Annotated in this window: 14 protein-coding genes; 7 read left to right on the top strand and 7 right to left on the bottom strand. The window is 69.8% G+C overall.

What is annotated here, in order from left to right:
* Positions 1–70 precede the first annotated feature (70 nt).
* A complete protein-coding gene (locus KDB89_RS12610; protein WP_219081575.1) occupies positions 71–700 on the top strand; it encodes a beta/alpha barrel domain-containing protein in 630 nt (209 codons plus the stop codon).
* 7 nt (positions 701–707) lie between these two features.
* Here KDB89_RS12610 and KDB89_RS12605 read toward each other — a convergent pair whose 3' ends face one another.
* A complete protein-coding gene (locus tag KDB89_RS12605; RefSeq protein WP_219081573.1) occupies positions 708–1,673 on the bottom strand; it encodes a hypothetical protein in 966 nt (321 codons plus the stop codon).
* Between the two features lie 193 nt (positions 1,674–1,866).
* On the opposite strand from KDB89_RS12605, the gene KDB89_RS12600 reads away from it, so the two are divergent.
* From KDB89_RS12600 to KDB89_RS12590, 3 genes are read left to right on the top strand one after another with little or no spacing between them, the layout of a single operon-like run.
* Positions 1,867–2,862, top strand: coding sequence for an SH3 domain-containing protein (locus tag KDB89_RS12600; RefSeq protein WP_219081571.1), 996 nt, complete (start codon positions 1,867–1,869; stop codon positions 2,860–2,862).
* A gap of 50 nt (positions 2,863–2,912) precedes the next feature.
* The gene (pgi, locus tag KDB89_RS12595) at positions 2,913–4,586 is read left to right on the top strand and encodes a glucose-6-phosphate isomerase (RefSeq protein WP_219081569.1); all 1,674 of its coding nucleotides are present in this window, start codon (positions 2,913–2,915) and stop codon (positions 4,584–4,586) included.
* Positions 4,579–5,238, top strand: coding sequence for a SanA/YdcF family protein (locus tag KDB89_RS12590; protein WP_219081567.1), 660 nt, complete (start codon positions 4,579–4,581; stop codon positions 5,236–5,238). The genes pgi and KDB89_RS12590 overlap by 8 nt, the downstream gene beginning before the upstream one ends.
* Before the next feature lie 133 nt (positions 5,239–5,371).
* Here KDB89_RS12590 and KDB89_RS12585 read toward each other — a convergent pair whose 3' ends face one another.
* The gene (locus KDB89_RS12585; RefSeq protein ID WP_219081564.1) at positions 5,372–6,712 is read right to left on the bottom strand and encodes a UDP-glucose dehydrogenase family protein; all 1,341 of its coding nucleotides are present in this window, start codon (positions 6,710–6,712) and stop codon (positions 5,372–5,374) included.
* Positions 6,713–6,894: 182 nt separating this feature from the next.
* Here KDB89_RS12585 and KDB89_RS12580 point away from each other — a divergent pair, with 182 nt between their 5' ends.
* Together KDB89_RS12580 and argS are read left to right on the top strand one after the other, a co-directional pair.
* The gene (locus KDB89_RS12580; protein ID WP_255555937.1) at positions 6,895–8,484 is read left to right on the top strand and encodes a xylulokinase; all 1,590 of its coding nucleotides are present in this window, start codon (positions 6,895–6,897) and stop codon (positions 8,482–8,484) included.
* A 43-nt stretch (positions 8,485–8,527) separates the two neighbouring features.
* Positions 8,528–10,162 carry an arginine--tRNA ligase gene (argS, locus tag KDB89_RS12575; RefSeq protein ID WP_219081562.1) on the top strand — a complete coding sequence of 545 codons (1,635 nt, stop codon included), beginning with the start codon at positions 8,528–8,530 and terminating at the stop codon, positions 10,160–10,162.
* 442 nt (positions 10,163–10,604) lie between these two features.
* Here argS and ppgK read toward each other — a convergent pair whose 3' ends face one another.
* From ppgK to KDB89_RS12550, 5 genes are all read right to left on the bottom strand, one after another.
* Positions 10,605–11,414 carry a polyphosphate--glucose phosphotransferase gene (gene ppgK, locus KDB89_RS12570; protein WP_369408102.1) on the bottom strand — a complete coding sequence of 270 codons (810 nt, stop codon included), beginning with the start codon at positions 11,412–11,414 and terminating at the stop codon, positions 10,605–10,607.
* Between the two features lie 9 nt (positions 11,415–11,423).
* Positions 11,424–11,957: a hypothetical protein gene (locus KDB89_RS12565; RefSeq protein WP_219081557.1), complete on the bottom strand. Its 534-nt coding sequence runs from the start codon at positions 11,955–11,957 to the stop codon at positions 11,424–11,426.
* A gap of 77 nt (positions 11,958–12,034) precedes the next feature.
* Positions 12,035–13,474 (bottom strand): PH domain-containing protein, encoded by a 1,440-nt coding sequence (locus tag KDB89_RS12560; RefSeq protein ID WP_219081555.1) that lies wholly within the window; start codon positions 13,472–13,474, stop codon positions 12,035–12,037.
* Positions 13,474–14,007, bottom strand: coding sequence for a PH domain-containing protein (locus KDB89_RS12555; RefSeq protein ID WP_219081553.1), 534 nt, complete (start codon positions 14,005–14,007; stop codon positions 13,474–13,476). Before KDB89_RS12555 ends, KDB89_RS12560 begins: the two co-directional genes overlap by 1 nt.
* Before the next feature lie 74 nt (positions 14,008–14,081).
* Positions 14,082–14,726, bottom strand: a complete 645-nt coding sequence (locus tag KDB89_RS12550) for a DUF1707 SHOCT-like domain-containing protein (protein WP_219081551.1) — start codon at positions 14,724–14,726, stop codon at positions 14,082–14,084.
* A 149-nt stretch (positions 14,727–14,875) separates the two neighbouring features.
* Here KDB89_RS12550 and KDB89_RS12545 point away from each other — a divergent pair, with 149 nt between their 5' ends.
* A complete protein-coding gene (locus KDB89_RS12545) occupies positions 14,876–15,994 on the top strand; it encodes a 6-phosphofructokinase (RefSeq protein WP_219081548.1) in 1,119 nt (372 codons plus the stop codon).

Raw genomic sequence — 15,994 nt, 5'->3', positions numbered from 1 at the left:
CGTCGTCGAGCGCCCCGGCCTGCCAGGCCGGGGCGCTGCCGCGTCTGGGAGATCCGGCAAGATGGACTCCATGAACCTGCCACCCCGACGCCCGCTGATCCCCTGCCTGCCGGACGCGCCGCTCGACGACCACATGGCGGTCGTGGAGGTCCTGATCCAGGAGGGCTTTCATTCGTTCGGGGTGCCGGTCGGCTCGGATGCCATTGCCGACCTCGTTCGGGTCTTCGGGGCCAGGGCGACGTTCTGGGCGACGAGGGTCGCCACCGCGGACGACGTGAGCCACGCCGTCGAGGCGGGCATCACCCGGCTGCTCGCTGACGACGCGCCGGGGGAGCTGGTGGACGAGGCGACCCGCGTCGGGGCTGAGATCTGGGCGTCGGCGATGACGGCCACGGAGATCCGCGCTGTTCTGCGGCTGCGGGTGGCCGGAGCGGTGCTCTGGCCGGCCGACGTGGTCGGCCACTCGCTCGCCTCCCGCCTGGCCGAGGTCGGCCTCGCCACCGCGGTGATACCGATGGGCGGGGTCGGGGCGTACGCCGCGGGGGAGTGGCTGGCCGCCGGAGCGCCGGCGGTGTGCGTGGACTCGGCCCTGCTGGGCGACGCCTACCAGGGCGGGTCGCTGTCCAAACTACGTGAGCGCTGTGGCGCGTTCGTCGCCGTGCAGGCGCGGCATGCCGAGGCCGACGCGGCTGCGTCCTGACGCAGCCTCAGATGCCGCGGCGGCCAGCGGTAGGCGGCTGAGGAGCGTCCCCGTCGGCCGGGAGCCCGCGGGACGGACGCGGCGGCTCCTGATCGACGGCGGACCTCACCCCAGGCGCAGTGGCTGCCTCGCCGGGGCTTTGGGCGGAGGGGGCAGAATCCGAGTCGAGGAGGCCGAGCGACTCCTCGTCGTCGTCGAGGAAGCCGCCGGTCTCCAGGTCCTCGTCGGCCCGCGCCCTGCGATCCCGGTAGATCAGGAAGGCGGTCGACGCCGCGGCGATTCCGCCGAGCCCGACGAGCGCCCCGATGAACCACGTCCACACGCCGAGGCCAGGGCTGCTCGAGCTGCTGGTGGGCTCCGCGGCAGGCGTGGCGGTGGCCGCGACGCTCTGCCCGGCGTCCGTCTCCTCGGGCGGCGCGACGTCCGCCTCCTCGGACTCCACCTCGTCAGCTGACGGGGACGCGGTGCTGATATCGGTGTGCTTGACCGTCAGCGACACGCTCGTGGTCGCCTCGGTGGGGGTCTCTGAGATCAGCGTCAGCGTGAGCGAGCCGTCGCCCTGGTCCTCCGGCACCGCATACATCGTGATGTACCGGCCGTCCGCATCGGTCACCGTGAAGGAGTCGGCTACGTCACCGTTGGCATCACTCACGTTGATGCCGCAGTTCGGAACTGCCGCTCCGTCCTGCGTCAGGGTGCCGGAGATGGTGACCACCTCCCCGTTCCCGGCCTTCCCAGGACCGCTCGCGGTCAGGGTGGGCGGGACGGCCTCGGGAGTCGGCTCCTCCGACGCCTCGACAGTGGGGGTGGCGTCGGAGGCCGTGGGGGTCGGGCTGACGGTCACGTCGTCGGCAGGCAGGCCGATGGTGACCGGAGCGGCGGGCATGCCGTCGCCGGTGGCCGTCGCGGGGACCATGGGAAGGAGGAACAGGGATGCCAGGCAGGTGACCGAGGCCCATCTCGTCGCGTGCATCCGGTATCTCGTTCTCCCGTGGTTGTGAGCAATTCGGCTGAAAGGCTAGCTGATCGCGCGACGGCACCCGTCGCCAGCGTCGTTTTTACTCGCTGTGAATCGCGTGGCGGGAAGAGTCTGGTGGTGAGGGGTTGGGGAGACGGGTGTTTTCCCCTATCCTGAGGAAACTTAAGAAACTCTCAGGGAGGTGGGCATGGCGGGAGCCAGAAGGGCGGCGCGCGACGACGACATCGTCGAGGTGTCGACGGCAGATCATGCCGCCACCCCGCGGAGGGGCTCTGGGCGCGCCGGCGGCGCATCGCTCAGGCTCGTGCTGGCGCCCCTGGCCGTCGCGACGGTGACTGCGCTGGTCGGCGGGCTCATGACCCTTCCCGCCGACGGCGAGACAGTCGATCGGACAGACCCGGTACGGGTCGCCGCCTTCTCCGGGCCGCTCGGCACCTCGCGTTCCCTGCCCCGCACCGCGCTCGAGAGCCCCAGCCCCTCGCCCGCCGCCGCGGAGGCCGCGCAGAAGAGCAGCCCGTCGGCCGAACCCTCCGCCACGGCGGAGAAGAAGGCCGAGAAGGTTGACAAGAAGACCAAGGAGAAGGCGCCCGACTACGACGAGTTGGCCGACACGGCCCGCACCCTCTACGCCGAGGCGGCCGTCAACGTGCGCACCGGGCCCGGCACGGACTACGACTCCGTCGGGACCCTCGGTACGGGCGAGGACGTGAAGAGCACACAGTGGAAGGTCGACGGCTGGCGCCAGGTGAAGTTCGACGGCGAGGCCGGGTGGATCAAGGCCAGTTTCCTCACGGCGGACGAGCCGGCGGAGTCAGGCTTCTCCACCGCGACCTGCGCCAAGGCGAACGGCCTCGAGGCCAACCTGACGACGGCCGCGGACGGTGTGCTGCGCGCCGTCTGCGCACGGTTCCCGGCCGTCACGAGCTTCGGAGGCTACCGGGCGGGCGATTCCGGCTACCACGGCTCCGGGCAGGCGATCGACGCGATGATCAGCGGGTCGGCCGGGTGGGAGATTGCCGAGTGGGCCAGGGACAACGCCGGCGAGCTCGGCATCGTCGAGGTCATCTACCAGCAGAAGATCTGGACAACCCAACGCGCCGCCGACGGTTGGCGGTCGATGTCGGACCGGGGCAGCACGTCCGCCAACCACTACGACCACGTGCACATCAGCATCGGCTCCTGATGCCGCACCCGTCGTGGGAAGCGCCCGGGGCGAAATACTAGGCTGGCCCCATGACTACTCCGGTTGACGCCACCACCACCGAGGCGTGGGAAGACCTGCGCACGCTGAAGGACGCCCTCGTCCCCGACCTGCGCGCATGGTTCACCGCCGACCCGTCCCGGGCCGAGAAGTTCACCTTCGACCTGGCCGACCTGCACATCGATCTCTCGAAGAACCTCATCGACACGGACGTCGTCGATGCGCTCCTGCGCCTCGCCGATCAGGTCGAGCTTCCCGCCCACCGTGAGGCCATGTTCAGCGGCGAGCGCATCAACGTCACCGAGGACCGCTCGGTGCTGCACACTGCGCTGCGGCTGCCCGCCGACGCCGAGCTCGTCGTCGACGGCCAGGACGTCGTCACCGACGTCCACGAGGTGCTCGACACGATGTTCGCCTTCGCGGACAAGGTCCGCTCCGGCGAGTGGAAGGGCGTCTCGGGCAAGCGCATCGAGACCGTCGTCAACATCGGCATCGGCGGCTCCGACCTCGGCCCCGTGATGGTCTACGAGGCGCTGCTCCCGTACAAGCAGCAGGGACTGACCTGCCGCTTCATCTCCAACATCGACCCCGCCGACTGCGCCGAGACCCTCGCGGACCTCGATCCGAGCACCACGCTGTTCATCATCGCGTCCAAGACCTTCACGACGCTCGAGACCCTCACCAACGCCCGCATGGCCCGCGACTGGCTGCTGCGCGCACTCGCGGCCGACGGCGAGATCGAGGACACCGACGAGGCCCGCCGCGGCGCGATCGCCAAGCACTTCGTCGCCGTCTCCACCGCGCTCGACAAGGTCGCGGAGTTCGGCATCGACCCCGTCAACGCGTTCGGCTTCTGGAACTGGGTCGGCGGCCGCTACTCCGTCGACTCCGCCGTCGGCCTGTCCGTGGCCATCGCGATCGGCCCCGACGGGTTCCGCGACTTCCTGGGTGGTTTCCACGCCGTCGACGAGCACTTCCGCACGACCCCGGCCGAGCGCAACGTGCCGCTGCTGATGGGCCTCCTGAACGTCTGGTACGTCAACTTCTTCGACGCGCACAGCCACGCGGTGCTGCCCTACGCGCAGTACCTGCACCGCTTCGCGGCCTACCTGCAGCAGCTGACCATGGAGTCCAACGGCAAGTCCGTGCGCGCCGATGGCACTCCCGTCACGAGCCAGACCGGTGAGATCTTCTGGGGCGAGCCCGGCACCAACGGCCAGCACGCGTTCTACCAGCTGATCCACCAGGGCACGCGCCTCATCCCTGCCGACTTCATCGCCGTCGCGAACCCCGCGCACCCGGTCAAGGATGGCGACACGGACGTGCACGGCCTGTTCCTGGCGAACTTCTTCGCGCAGACCGCCGCGCTGGCGTTCGGGAAGACGGCCGACGAGGTCCGCGCCGAGGGAACGCCCGAGGCAATCGTCCCCGCCCGCGTGTTCGAGGGGAACCGACCCACCACGTCGATCATGGCCTCCGAGCTGACCCCGTCGGTCGTCGGCCAGCTGATCGCGCTGTACGAGCACATCACGTTCGTGCAGGGCATCGTGTGGGGCATCGACTCGTTCGACCAGTGGGGCGTCGAGCTGGGCAAGAAGCTCGCGCTCGAGATCGCGCCGGCCGTGTTCGGCGACGCCGAGGCGCTGTCCCGCCAGGACCCGTCCACGCGGTCGCTGGTCAGCTGGTACCTGGAGACGCGTGCCTGACCGCCGACTGCTGGCCGCCGCCGGGACACTCGCCCTGCTGGGCGCGCTCCCGGTGGCGGCCAGCGCCGCGCGCGTCCGGTGGCTGTCCGCCGGTCGCACGCACCTGCCCGAGGACGTCCCTCACCGCGGGGTGGGGATGGTGCTGGGTGCCCGCGCCTACCCGACGTTCCCGTCGACCTTCCTCGCCGCCAGGCTCGACGTCGCCGTCGAGCTGTATGCCCGCGGCAAGATCAACGCGGTCCTGGTGACGGGCGACGGGCTTCCCCGCTCGTTCGACGAGCCGAAGGTGATGAAGGACTACCTCGTCGAGCACGGGGTACCCGCCACGGCGGTCTTCGAGGACGGCGCCGGCTTCGACACCTACGACTCCTGCATCCGCGCCCGCGACACGTTCGGGCTGACCGAGTTGACGGTCATCTCGCAGGACTACCACCTGCCCCGCATCATTGCGATCTGCCGCGAGCTCGGCATCGACGTGGTCGGCGTGCCGGACCGCACCATCCGCCGTCGCCGCGGCCCGAAGTGGGTCCGCGGCCTGGCGCGCGAGCAGCTCGCCAACCTCAAGATGGAGTGGGACCTGTTCACCCACCGTCGCCCCCAGCGCGACGACCCCCTCGACCCGACGCTGCGCGACCACTCCCGCCGCGGCTAATCCGCCCTCGGTGGGCCCGTCCGCTCGCCGCGATGAGCACGACACACTTGTCGTCGCGCGAAAAAGCGATGTGACCGTTCAGGTCGCCGACGAGCAGGAGGATGTGCTCATCGCGGCCCGAGCGGTTACGGCGTCACCAGACGGAGACGCCGCGGCCCATGCCGAAGTAGCGCCACCCGGCGTCGTGCCACCGACGCGGATCCAGCACGTTGCGGCCGTCGATGATCACCGGCTGGTTGACGAGGCCGCGGATCGACTCCGGGTCGAGGTCCACGAACTCCTTCCACGGGGTCAGCACCATCACCGCGTCGGCGCCGGCGACGGCCTCCTCGACGGTGGCGGGAGTCTCGAACTCGGGCCGGCGTTCGTTCAGGCGCGGCGCGGCGGCCGGGTCGACGATGGCCAGTCGGGCGCCCCGGTCCCACAGCCGGTTGGCGATGTCGAGGGCCGGGGAGTCGCGCAGGTCGTCGGTGTCGGGCTTGAACGTGATGCCGAGCACCGCGATCCGCTTGCCCTCCAGCCCGCAGATGGCCTCCTCGGCCAGCGCGACGGCGCGGTCGCGGCGACGCAGGTTGATGGCGTCGACCTCCCGCAGGAACGTCAGCGCCTCGTCGACGCCCAGCTCGCCGGCCCGCGCCATGAACGCCCGGATGTCCTTCGGCAGGCAGCCGCCGCCGAAGCCGATGCCCGCCTGCAGGAACTTCGGCCCGATCCTGTCGTCGTAGCCGATGGCTTCAGCCAGCCGCGTGACGTCGCCGCCGGTCGCGTCACACAGTTCGGCCATGGCGTTGATGAACGAGATCTTGGTGGCCAGGAACGAGTTGGCCGCGACCTTCACCAGCTCGGCGGTCGGGTAGTTCGACACCACCAGCGGCGCACCCTCGGCGAGCAGCTTCGCGTAGCACTCGTCGAGCAGAAGCTTGGCCTGCTCGCCGCGGGCCACGTCGTCGCTCAGCCCATAGACGATGCGGTCGGGGTGCAGCGTGTCCTTGACTGCGTAGCCCTCGCGGAGGAACTCCGGGTTCCAGGCCAGCAGGAACGGCTTGCCCGACACGTCGAGCCGGTCGGCGAGCCGTTGAGCGGTGCCGACTGGCACCGTCGACTTGCCCGCGACAAGCACCGGGACCCCGTCCTCGCCCGCGGCGGTGTGCTCGATGATGGTCGCGATCGCCTGGTCGACGTAGGACATGTCCGCGCCGAGACGACCCTGCTGCTGCGGCGTGCCGACGCCGATGAAGTGGATCTGCGCGTCCGCGATCAGCGACGGGTCCGTCGTGAACGTCAGCCGTCCCGACTCGACGCCACGGGCCAGCAGCTCGGGGAACCGCGGCTCGTGGAACGGCGCGACGCCGGCCGCGAGGTCGGCGACCTTCCGCTCGTCAACGTCGAGGCCAATGACCTCGTGCCCCAGTTCCGCCATGCACGCGGCGTGCACGGCGCCGAGGTAGCCACAGCCGATCACGGAAATACGCATGACGCCAAGACTAACCAGTCCGCCTCAGGCGCGTCCCCGGCGCCCTCGTGGAGGAGGAAGGAGGGGGACGGGATGGTCGCCCTTGATGTGAACGGTCTCATCGGGCGCGTTACGCTTAGCCTCGGAGGCGTTTGCCTGCCACGGACTCGCCCGACGTGGGGCGACTGACACGGAGGTCACCAGTGGATCAGAAGGCCCAGGACGCGATCACGTCCGGCAACACCGCTCTCGGGATCGAGTTCGGATCGACCCGCATCAAGGCCGTGCTCATCGGCCCCGATCAGCAGCCGCTTGCCACCGGCGGATTTGAGTGGCGCTCCAAGCTGGAGAACGGCCACTGGACCTATGACCTCGACGCCGTCTGGTCGGGCGTGCAGGCCGCCTACGCCGAGCTGGCCGCGGCTGTTCGTGAGGATCACGGGGTCGAGCTGACAACGGTGGGAGCCATGGGATTCTCCGCCATGATGCACGGCTACCTGGCCTTCGACGCGGCCGGCGGGCTGCTCGTCCCCTTCCGCACCTGGCAGAACACCAGCACCGGCAAGGCGGCCGGGGAGCTGACGCAGCTGTTCCAGCACAACATCCCGCAGCGGTGGAGCATCGCGCACCTCTACCAGGCGATCCTGAACGGCGAGGCGCACGTCGGGCAGGTCGCTCACTTCACCACGCTCGCCGGCTATGTCCACTGGAAGCTCACCGGTGAGAGGGTGCTGGGCGTGGGCGACGCGTCGGGCATGTTCCCGATCGACGTGGCCACCGGCCAGTTCGACACGGGCATGATCGCGCAGTTCGACGAGCTGGTCGCCGGCCGCGGCTACGGCTGGAAGCTCGCCGACCTCCTCCCCGCCGTGCTGCCCGCCGGCACCCAGGCCGGGTCGCTGACCGCCGACGGCGCGTTGCTGCTCGACCCGACCGGCACCCTGCAGCCGGGTATCCCCTTCGCGCCCGCCGAGGGCGACGCCGGCACGGGCATGGTCGCCACGAACTCCGTCGCCCGCCGCACCGCCAACGTGTCGGCCGGCACGTCGATCTTCGCGATGGTCGTCCTCGAGGGCCCGCTGAAGTCGCTGCACGAGGAGATCGATCTGGTCACCACCCCGGCCGGCGATCTGGTCGGCATGGCGCACTGCAACAACGGCACGATCGATCTGAGCGCGTGGGTGTCGCTGTTCGGGGAGGTCGCGGCGGCGCTGGGGGCCACGGTCGACACGAACACGCTGTTCGAGTCGCTGTACCGTTCCGCGCTGACCGGCGACGCCGACGGCGGCGGGATGCTGGCCTACAACTTCCTGGCCGGCGAGCACGGCGTCGGCCTGGAGGCCGGGCGGCCGTTGTTCGTGCGCAGCCCGGAGAGCACGTTCACGCTGGCGAACTTCATGCGCACGCACCTGTTCGCGTCGCTCGGCGCGCTGCGCGTCGGGATGGATGTCCTCCTGAAGGACGAGGGCGTGCAGCTGGATTCGATGTTCGCGCACGGTGGCCTGTTCAAGACGAAGGGTGTCGCGCAGGGTTTCCTGGCCGCGGCGATGGACACGCCGGTGTCCGTCGGCGACCTGGCCGGGGAGGGCGGCGCGTGGGGTATGGCGCTGCTCGCGTCCTTCCTCCGTGCGGGCGGCGGTGACCTGACCGGCTGGCTGGCCGACGAGGTGTTCGCGGGCGCCGAGGTCGAGACGATGGAGCCGGTGCCGGCCGATGTCGCGGGCTTCGACACGTTCATGGAGCGGTTCCGCGCGGGGCTCGCGATCGAGCGCGCCGCCGTCGACAACCTCTGAGCCCGGTTGGGGCAGGCGGCGACAGGGTGACACAATTGGCCCCATGCAATCGCTGCCTGCCCTACTTGACGCACGCCTGCGCGCGCTCACCGGTGTCGATCCCGAGATGCGCCCGGCCACCAAGCCCCAGTTCGGACACTTCCAGTCGAACGTTGCGCTGAGGCTCGCGAAGCAGCAGGGGCGCCCGCCGCGCGAGGTCGCCGCCGACCTCGTGGCGCAGCTGAACATCGAGGACCTGTGCGAGCCCCTCGAGATCGCCGGCCCGGGCTTCATCAACTTCCGGATGCGTTCCGACGTGCTGGCCCAGGCCGTCTCATCGCTGCTCGAGGACCCGAACGACGGGCTGAACCCGGCCCGCTTCCCGCAGCGCGTGGTCATCGACTACTCGGCGCCGAACGTCGCCAAGCAGATGCACGTCGGCCACCTGCGCACCACGATCATCGGCGACTGCTTCAACCGCGTGCTCGGCGCCCTGGGTAATACCGTCATCGCGCAGAACCACATCGGCGACTGGGGCACGCAGTTCGGCATGCTGATCGAGGAGGTCCTCGACGAGGGCCTCGACGTGCACACCCTGACGCTGGCCGACGCAGACGCGCTCTACAAGCGGGCGGCCGCCAAGTTCAAGTCCGACGAGGAGTTCGCCGCCCGCGCCCGCGCCCGTGTCGCGACGTTCCAGGGCGGCGACGAGGAGTCGCTGGCCATCTGGCACGGCCTCGTCGACATCTCCAAGCCTGCGTTCAACGTCGCCTACGAGCGGCTGAACGTGCTGCTCACCGACGACGACATCGCCGGCGAGTCCACCTACAACGACGACCTCCCCGTGCTGGTCAAGGAACTCGAGGACTCCGGCGTCGCCGTCGTCGACAACGGCGCGCTGTGCGTGTTCGTCGACGGCTTCGACGCCCCGCTGATCGTGCGCAAGTCGGACGGCGGCTACGGTTACGCCACCACCGACCTGGCCGCCATCCGCCGCCGCGTGCGCGAGCTGCACGCCGACCGCATCATCTACGTCACCGACGCCCGCCAGGCCGGCCACTTCGCGCAGGTGTTCGCCGCGGCGCGGAAGGCGGGCTTCCTGCCCGACGACGTCGTCGCCCAGCACGTCGGCTACGGCATGGTGCTCGGCCGCGACGGCAAGCCGTTCAAGACCCGCGACGGGTCGGCGGCGACGCTCGAGTCGCTGCTCGACGCCGCGGAGGAGCAGGCCGCTCCGAACATCGCGCTCGCGGCGATCAAGTACGCCGACCTCAGCAACGGCCTCCAGAAGGACTACACCTTCGACGCGGAGCGCATGGTGCAGACCACCGGCGACACAGGCCCATACCTGCAGTACGCGCACGCCCGGGTGTCGCAGATCCTGCGCAAGGCGGAGGCTGAGGACATCCACTTCGGCGCCGTCACGGTGCTCGCCGACCCCGTCGAGCAGCAGCTGGCGCTCCTGCTCAGCCGCTTCGGTGAGGTCGTCGACGACGTCGCGCAGAACCTGACCCCGCACAAGCTCTGCGGCTACCTGTACGACCTTGCCGGCTCGCTGGCGTCGTTCTACGAGGCCTGCCCGGTGCTGAAGTCGGAGGGCGATGTCCGCGCGTCGCGCCTCGCGCTGTGCGAGGCCACGCGTCGCGTCCTGGCCGCGGGCCTGTCGCTCCTCGGCATCGACGCGCCGGCCCGGATGTGACGACGAGAGGGGCGGCGTCGAGGAGTCCCCTCGACCCCGCCCCGTCGTCGTCGTCCCACGGGGCAGCCCCACCCCTGAAAACCGTTCAGTGATCGATTCTCCTCGGTCCCGTGTCGAGAATCGCACACGAGCCCGGCCGTCCGTGCGCCTCAGCGTCGAGCCGACGGAGGCGGTGTGCGCTTCTCGTGGTCAGACCGAGGAGAATCGACCACTGCCCGTTTTTCGGAGGAAGGGAGCAGGAGAGCGAGGCGACCGGAGGTGGTGTGCGCGGTGCACAACTGTGGCCTGGTCCCCATCACGCGCGTTATATCCGGGTGCTCCGGCTCAGGCCACTCTTGTGCACGGAGTGGGTGGTGAGGGGATCGACGGGGCCGCGACGAGGGGGCCGACCTCGCGGTCCGGCCCCCTCGGGTTCGTCTCAGCCTTCAGGCCAACTCAGGCCTCAGACCAGGTCGGGGTGCTCGTCGGCGTCGCGGGCGGCAAGCGCCGCGCCGATGATGCCGGCGCGGTTGCGGAGTTTGGCCGGGATGATCTCCGTGTTGAGGTCCAACAGGTGGCCGAACTTGTCCCAGTCCTTCGACACGCCGCCGCCGACGACGAACAGGTCGGGGGAGAACAGCATCTCGACATGCTTGTAGTACGGCTGCAGGCGCTTGGTCGTCCATTCCTCGTAGGAGATGTTCTCCTTGTCCTTGATCGACGACGCCGCGTAGGTCTCGGCGTCGCGGCCGTCGAGCTCGAGGTGGCCGAGTTCGGCGTTGGGGATCAGCACGCCTCGGTAGATGATCGCCGCGCCGATGCCGGTGCCCAGCGTGGTGAGGATGACCAGGCCGTTGTTGCCCTTGGCGGCGCCGAGGTGGACCTCGGCGAGGCCGGCGGCGTCAGCGTCGTTCACCAGCGTGATCTTGCGACCCAGCTTGTCGGACAGGTACTCATCCGCCTGCAGACCCGCCCACTTCTGGTTCAGGTTGGCAATGAACGGCACGCGGCCGTGCACGACGGGGGCCGGGATCGTCAGGCCGATGGACGTGTCGCCGATCTGGTCCGAGAACTCGTCGACGATCTCGCCGAGGATGGCCGCCACGTTGCTCGGGGTCGACTTCTCAGGGGTGGGGATGCGCAGACGCGGGGCGGCGAAGTCGCCGGCCTCCAGATCCACGGGGGCGCCCTTGATGCCGGAGCCGCCGACGTCGATACCCAGGTAAATGCTCATAACAAAAATCCTACCGTTGGTTTGCTTCGAAGTGGCGATCGGCCCCCGTCAGGTCACAGCCCGCCAGACGTAGGTGTTGGCGGTCACGACCATGCCTCCCACCTCGATGGTGGTCGGGGTCTGGTCGCGCACCAACTCCGGCTGCTTTCCCGCCTGCGCGTCGATCTCCCGCGACAAAGCCGCGTCGGTGATGGCCGACGCAACCTTGGTCCATTCCCTGACGCCCTGGAGCTGCAACTCGACCTCGTTGACGCGCGAAACGCGTAGGTGGGAGGCCTGTCGGGTGCTCTCCGCGACGAGCACGAGGTCGTCGTCGCCGATGCTGCGGAAGTGCCACAGATGCCCCGGCCCCTTTGTCCACTTCCGTCGATCCTCAAGCACCGCGTCGATGACCGCCGTGGCCGTCTCCAGATCGCAGGTGAAGTCGACGGTGCCGCGGACGTCGTCGAGGTCCGTGGCAATTCGCCTGGCCGAGGCGGCCTCGCCCTCGGCGTTGATCGCTCGCGTGAGCTTCCTGCCCCACCACGGTCTGGTCACGAGCACGAGCAGCAGTACGAGGGCGAGGGCGAGGGCGTACTCCACAGGGGCGGCCTTTCTTCGACGTCTGTGAAACTGGCTGTCAGCGTATCAATCGGCCCTGGGCGGTGGAAGGGATCTGCTCAGCGGTCAGCAGCTGCCCGGGCGAGCCTGGCGAGGCGGAGCTGCTCGAACAGCACCCCTCTGGCAGCCTGCGCGTCGAGGTGATAGAGCCTGAGGTCGACTGGACCGTCGGTGGTGTGGATGGCGACCGTCGCCAGGTCCAGCCTCCGCTCCAGTGGGCCCTGGTGAAGCCCGGCGGACTGCATCCGGCGGTGCGGAACGATGGTGCGCGTCTGCGTCAGCAGCCCGTGCTGCGCGACGATGACCGTGTCGTCGAATCCCCACGTGTGGGTCCGGAACGTGACCGGGGTCAACCAACGGGCGCGGGCTGGCTGCTGCCGCGGCCTGATCGCGGTCAGATCGACGTCGGGCCAGATCGCGTGCAGGACGGCGGCGACGTCCTCGGCCGTGCCATAGGGGAGGATCAACGCGTTGCTGCCCTCGTTCTCGTCACCGACGTCGCCGTAGCCGAGCACCGTCACGCTCACCGAGTACAGACCGAAGGGCCTGTGAAGGATGTCCTGGCGAACCTGTACGCCCTGGATGCGCCGGGGGTGCAGTCCCTGCGCCGCCTTGTTGAGCGCACCCCGCGAGATGTGGAGCGTCTCCCCACGACGCGACATCACGAAGCCCCAGTTCTTGCCTGTCTGGCTCCAGACCCAGCCGCCGACGGCGAGCAGGGCCGGGATGGCTGTGATGGGCTCGCCCGCGACCAGCCCGACGATGAGGACGGCGGCGGCGATCACCACCCACACGGCGGTGCTGCTCGACACGAACGCGCCGATCAGTAGGTTCCTGGGGCTGACCCGCGCGACGACCACGTCCTCCGCGGACTCGAGGTCGGGTGCGAGGTTGTCGGCCCCGGTCGTGATCGGTGTGGCGTCGGGGGGCGTCGGCAGCCCGCGTCGAGCTCCGCGCATGCGTGCCATCAGGTGGTCGCGCAGCGATTCGGCTCGTGCCAGCGAGAGGTAGACGAGGTCAGCGCCGCCTGCGCCGCCAACGTCGATGTGGACCTTCGCCAGCCCGAGCAGGCGGGCGACGATCGGCTGCTGGATGTCGACGGACTGCACCTTGGTGTAGTCGATGCGGGTCGAGGTCTGGGACACGAGGCGCCGCTCGATACGGAACTCCTCGTCGTCGGCGATGAACGTGGTCATCCGCCAGGTCAGCACCCCCGAGACGCCCGCGATGATCGCGTAGATGCCCAGGACGACGCCGATGATCACCACGCTGCCGCCGAGCTCTTCGCCCTCCAGGATCTCGCGGGTCAGGAACCACGCTGCGGCGACCAGCGCGATGCCGCCGCGGGCCAGGCCAGTCAGAGGGCTGGGCCGCTCGACGATCTTCTCCGGCGCGGGAGTCGGCGTGGCGGGGATGACGGGATGCTGCCCTACGGGGTCGGGATCGACGGGGCCCTGCGTCGGCGTCGGCAGATCGGGTTCCGTCTGCGGACCCGTCATCAGATGCCCGCCTGCTGCTGCTCGCCGCGCGAGATGAGGCGGTCCCGCAGAGCTGCGGCGTCGGCGGCGGCCAGGCCGGGGATGTTGATCGTTCCGCTGGTCGAGGACGTGACCATCTTCACGCTCGCCAGTCGGAAGGCGCGGTCGAGGGGTCCGGCCTCGACCTCGACCAGCTGCATCCGGCCGTAGGGCACGCACTGGAGCGAGCGCCACCACAGCCCGCTCGTCAGGTACACGTCCTCGTCGCGCTCGGCGTAGCCCCAGCGCCGGAACACCCGTGGAGCACGGAACATGCGCCAGGCGATCCACGCCACGGCGGCGGCGAGCGCGGACCAGGGCAGCCAACTCGGCACCCGGTCCCACCCGAGGAAGATCGTCGCCGCGACGCCGACGGCCGCAAACAGAAGCCCCCACACTACGGGGATCAGGACCAGCTTCATCCGCAGGTAGTTCGGCGACAACCGTTGCCAGGCGACCCCGGGCGGCGCGAACGGGTCATCGAGCGTCTGGGTCTGGTCAGGGGCGTTCGTCACGGCGCGTACTTCTCACACTCGATCTGTATTAGGCGTCTAATACAATAGCAGGGGCTGTGGGCGGCCGGTGCCCCCTATTGCGCGAACTTCTCGTACTTGCGCTGCTTGGCGATGCGCGGCCCGAGCACTGTAACCTCGCCCATGATGACCGTGCCGACGAGCGTGAGCACGATGCCGTCGGGGTGCGGCGCGACGCCGTCGACCTTCGTCTCGGCCATGACGTTCGTGATCTGGGAGGTGTTCACCTCGACGCCCTCGGGAACGCGGATCTTCACCTCGCCCATCAGAACACCGACGTGAACCGTCGTGTGCCGCGACGCGAACGTCGCCCCGACGAGGTCGAGGCGCACCTCGCCGAGCCACGAGTTGAGGGTGAGGTCGCCGGCGACGGTGCTGATCGAGCCGGACTTCTGCGTCGACAGGATCGCGTTGGCGCCCGTGTAGGCGCCGGGGATCGCGACGCTGTCCAGCCGCTGCGCGGCCGGTGCCGGGGTGGCCGGCTGCGCGGCGACGTGCGGGTCGCGGGGGAGCAGGTCCGCCGTGAGTACATCCAGGTCGCCGAAGGTCTTGGCGTCGTAGGCGGTGGCGATGCGGTCCGCGTGCTCGTCGAACGTCAGCCGTCCCTCCGCGTAGGCGTTGTTGAGCACCTGCGCGACCAGCTCGCGGTCCTGGTCGGCGCAGCGCAACTGGTCGAATCGCGGGGTCATGTCGGTGGCCATGGAACGATCCTACGGCGGGGCGCCGGCGCTGGAACAGGATGGGGAACCCGAACCGGGGGAGGCTCAGGGACCACCCTGGTAGCCGTTACCCCTGCCCAAGTGACGGTCGACGGCAATAGGGTGTGGCAAACAGGCTCTGAGGAGGAACGATGACCAGACGAGTGGGAATCCTGACGGCCGGCGGCGACTCGCCCGGCCTCAACGCCGCCATCCGCGGCTTCGGCAAGGCGGCGCTCGGGCACGGCATGGAGCTCATCGGGTTCCGCGACGGCCTCAAGGGGCTCGTGGAGGACCGCTGGCAGAAGCTCGACGGCCAGGCGCTGGCCGGGATCCTCACGATCGGCGGCACCATCCTCGGCACCTCGCGAGACAAACCCCACAAGATGCTCGTCGACGGCGAGATCCGCGACATGACGCCCACCATCATCGAGAACTACGAGCGCAACAAGCTCGATGCCATCGTCTGCATCGGCGGCGGCGGTACGGCGAAGAACGCCAACCGCCTCTCGAAGGCGGGGCTCAACGTCATCCACCTGCCGAAGACGATCGACAACGACATCGCCCACACCGACACCAGCTTCGGTTTCTCGACGGCGCTCGGCATCGCCACCGACGCGGTCGACCGTCTCCACTCGACGGCGCACTCGCACCACCGCGTGATCGTCGTCGAGATCATGGGCCACAAAGCCGGGTGGCTGGCGCTCGGCGCAGGCATCGCCGGCGGGGCGGACATCATCCTCATCCCCGAGATCCCGTACTCGATCGAGTCCGTCGCCGAGTCAGTCCGGGGCCGCGCCGCGTCCGGGAGACCGTTCTCGGTCATCGCCATCGCCGAGGGTGCCCGCGACCTCCAGGGCTCCGCCGACCTCGCGGCCGCCGTCGCCCTGAAGAGCAGCGCGACGTCCCCGGAGGCCAGGGCGGCAGCCGACAAGCACAAGGCGTCCGTCGAGGCGGCGCACCGCGACAACGCCTTCCGCGTCGCGTCCGCGCTCGAGTCCGCGACCGGGCTCGAGTCCCGCGTCACGATCCTCGGCTACGTCCAGCGGGGAGGCACCCCCGACGCGAACGACAGGCTCCTCGGCACGCTCCTTGGCTCCGCCGGCGCCGACCTCGTGGCCGCGGGCGAGTACGGCGTCACCGTCGCCTCGCAGGGCGGTGACGCGGTGCCCGTGCCGCTCGCCGAGGTGGCGGGCAACCTGAAGACCGTCCCGCTCGACCACCCCTGGCTCACCGCAGCCCGCGGCGTGGGCACCGGCCTGGGCGACTGA

Source organism: Tessaracoccus palaemonis, from assembly GCF_019316905.1.
In the GTDB taxonomy this organism is placed as follows: Bacteria; Actinomycetota; Actinomycetes; order Propionibacteriales; family Propionibacteriaceae; genus Arachnia; species Arachnia palaemonis.
This window is presented reverse-complemented; position numbering and strand designations above follow the sequence as displayed.

Excerpts from the sequence above, each read along its gene's own strand:
- KDB89_RS12560 (WP_219081555.1), bottom strand. The coding sequence starts at position 13,474 with ATGACGGGTCCGCAGACGGAACCCGATCTGCCGACGCCGACGCAGGGC.
- KDB89_RS12605 (WP_219081573.1), bottom strand. The coding sequence starts at position 1,673 with ATGCACGCGACGAGATGGGCCTCGGTCACCTGCCTGGCATCCCTGTTC.
- KDB89_RS12550 (WP_219081551.1), bottom strand. The coding sequence starts at position 14,726 with ATGGCCACCGACATGACCCCGCGATTCGACCAGTTGCGCTGCGCCGAC.
- pgi (WP_219081569.1), top strand. The coding sequence starts at position 2,913 with ATGACTACTCCGGTTGACGCCACCACCACCGAGGCGTGGGAAGACCTG.
- KDB89_RS12600 (WP_219081571.1), top strand. The coding sequence starts at position 1,867 with ATGGCGGGAGCCAGAAGGGCGGCGCGCGACGACGACATCGTCGAGGTG.
- KDB89_RS12610 (WP_219081575.1), top strand. The coding sequence starts at position 71 with ATGAACCTGCCACCCCGACGCCCGCTGATCCCCTGCCTGCCGGACGCG.
- argS (WP_219081562.1), top strand. The coding sequence starts at position 8,528 with ATGCAATCGCTGCCTGCCCTACTTGACGCACGCCTGCGCGCGCTCACC.
- KDB89_RS12585 (WP_219081564.1), bottom strand. The coding sequence starts at position 6,712 with ATGCGTATTTCCGTGATCGGCTGTGGCTACCTCGGCGCCGTGCACGCC.
- KDB89_RS12545 (WP_219081548.1), top strand. The coding sequence starts at position 14,876 with ATGACCAGACGAGTGGGAATCCTGACGGCCGGCGGCGACTCGCCCGGC.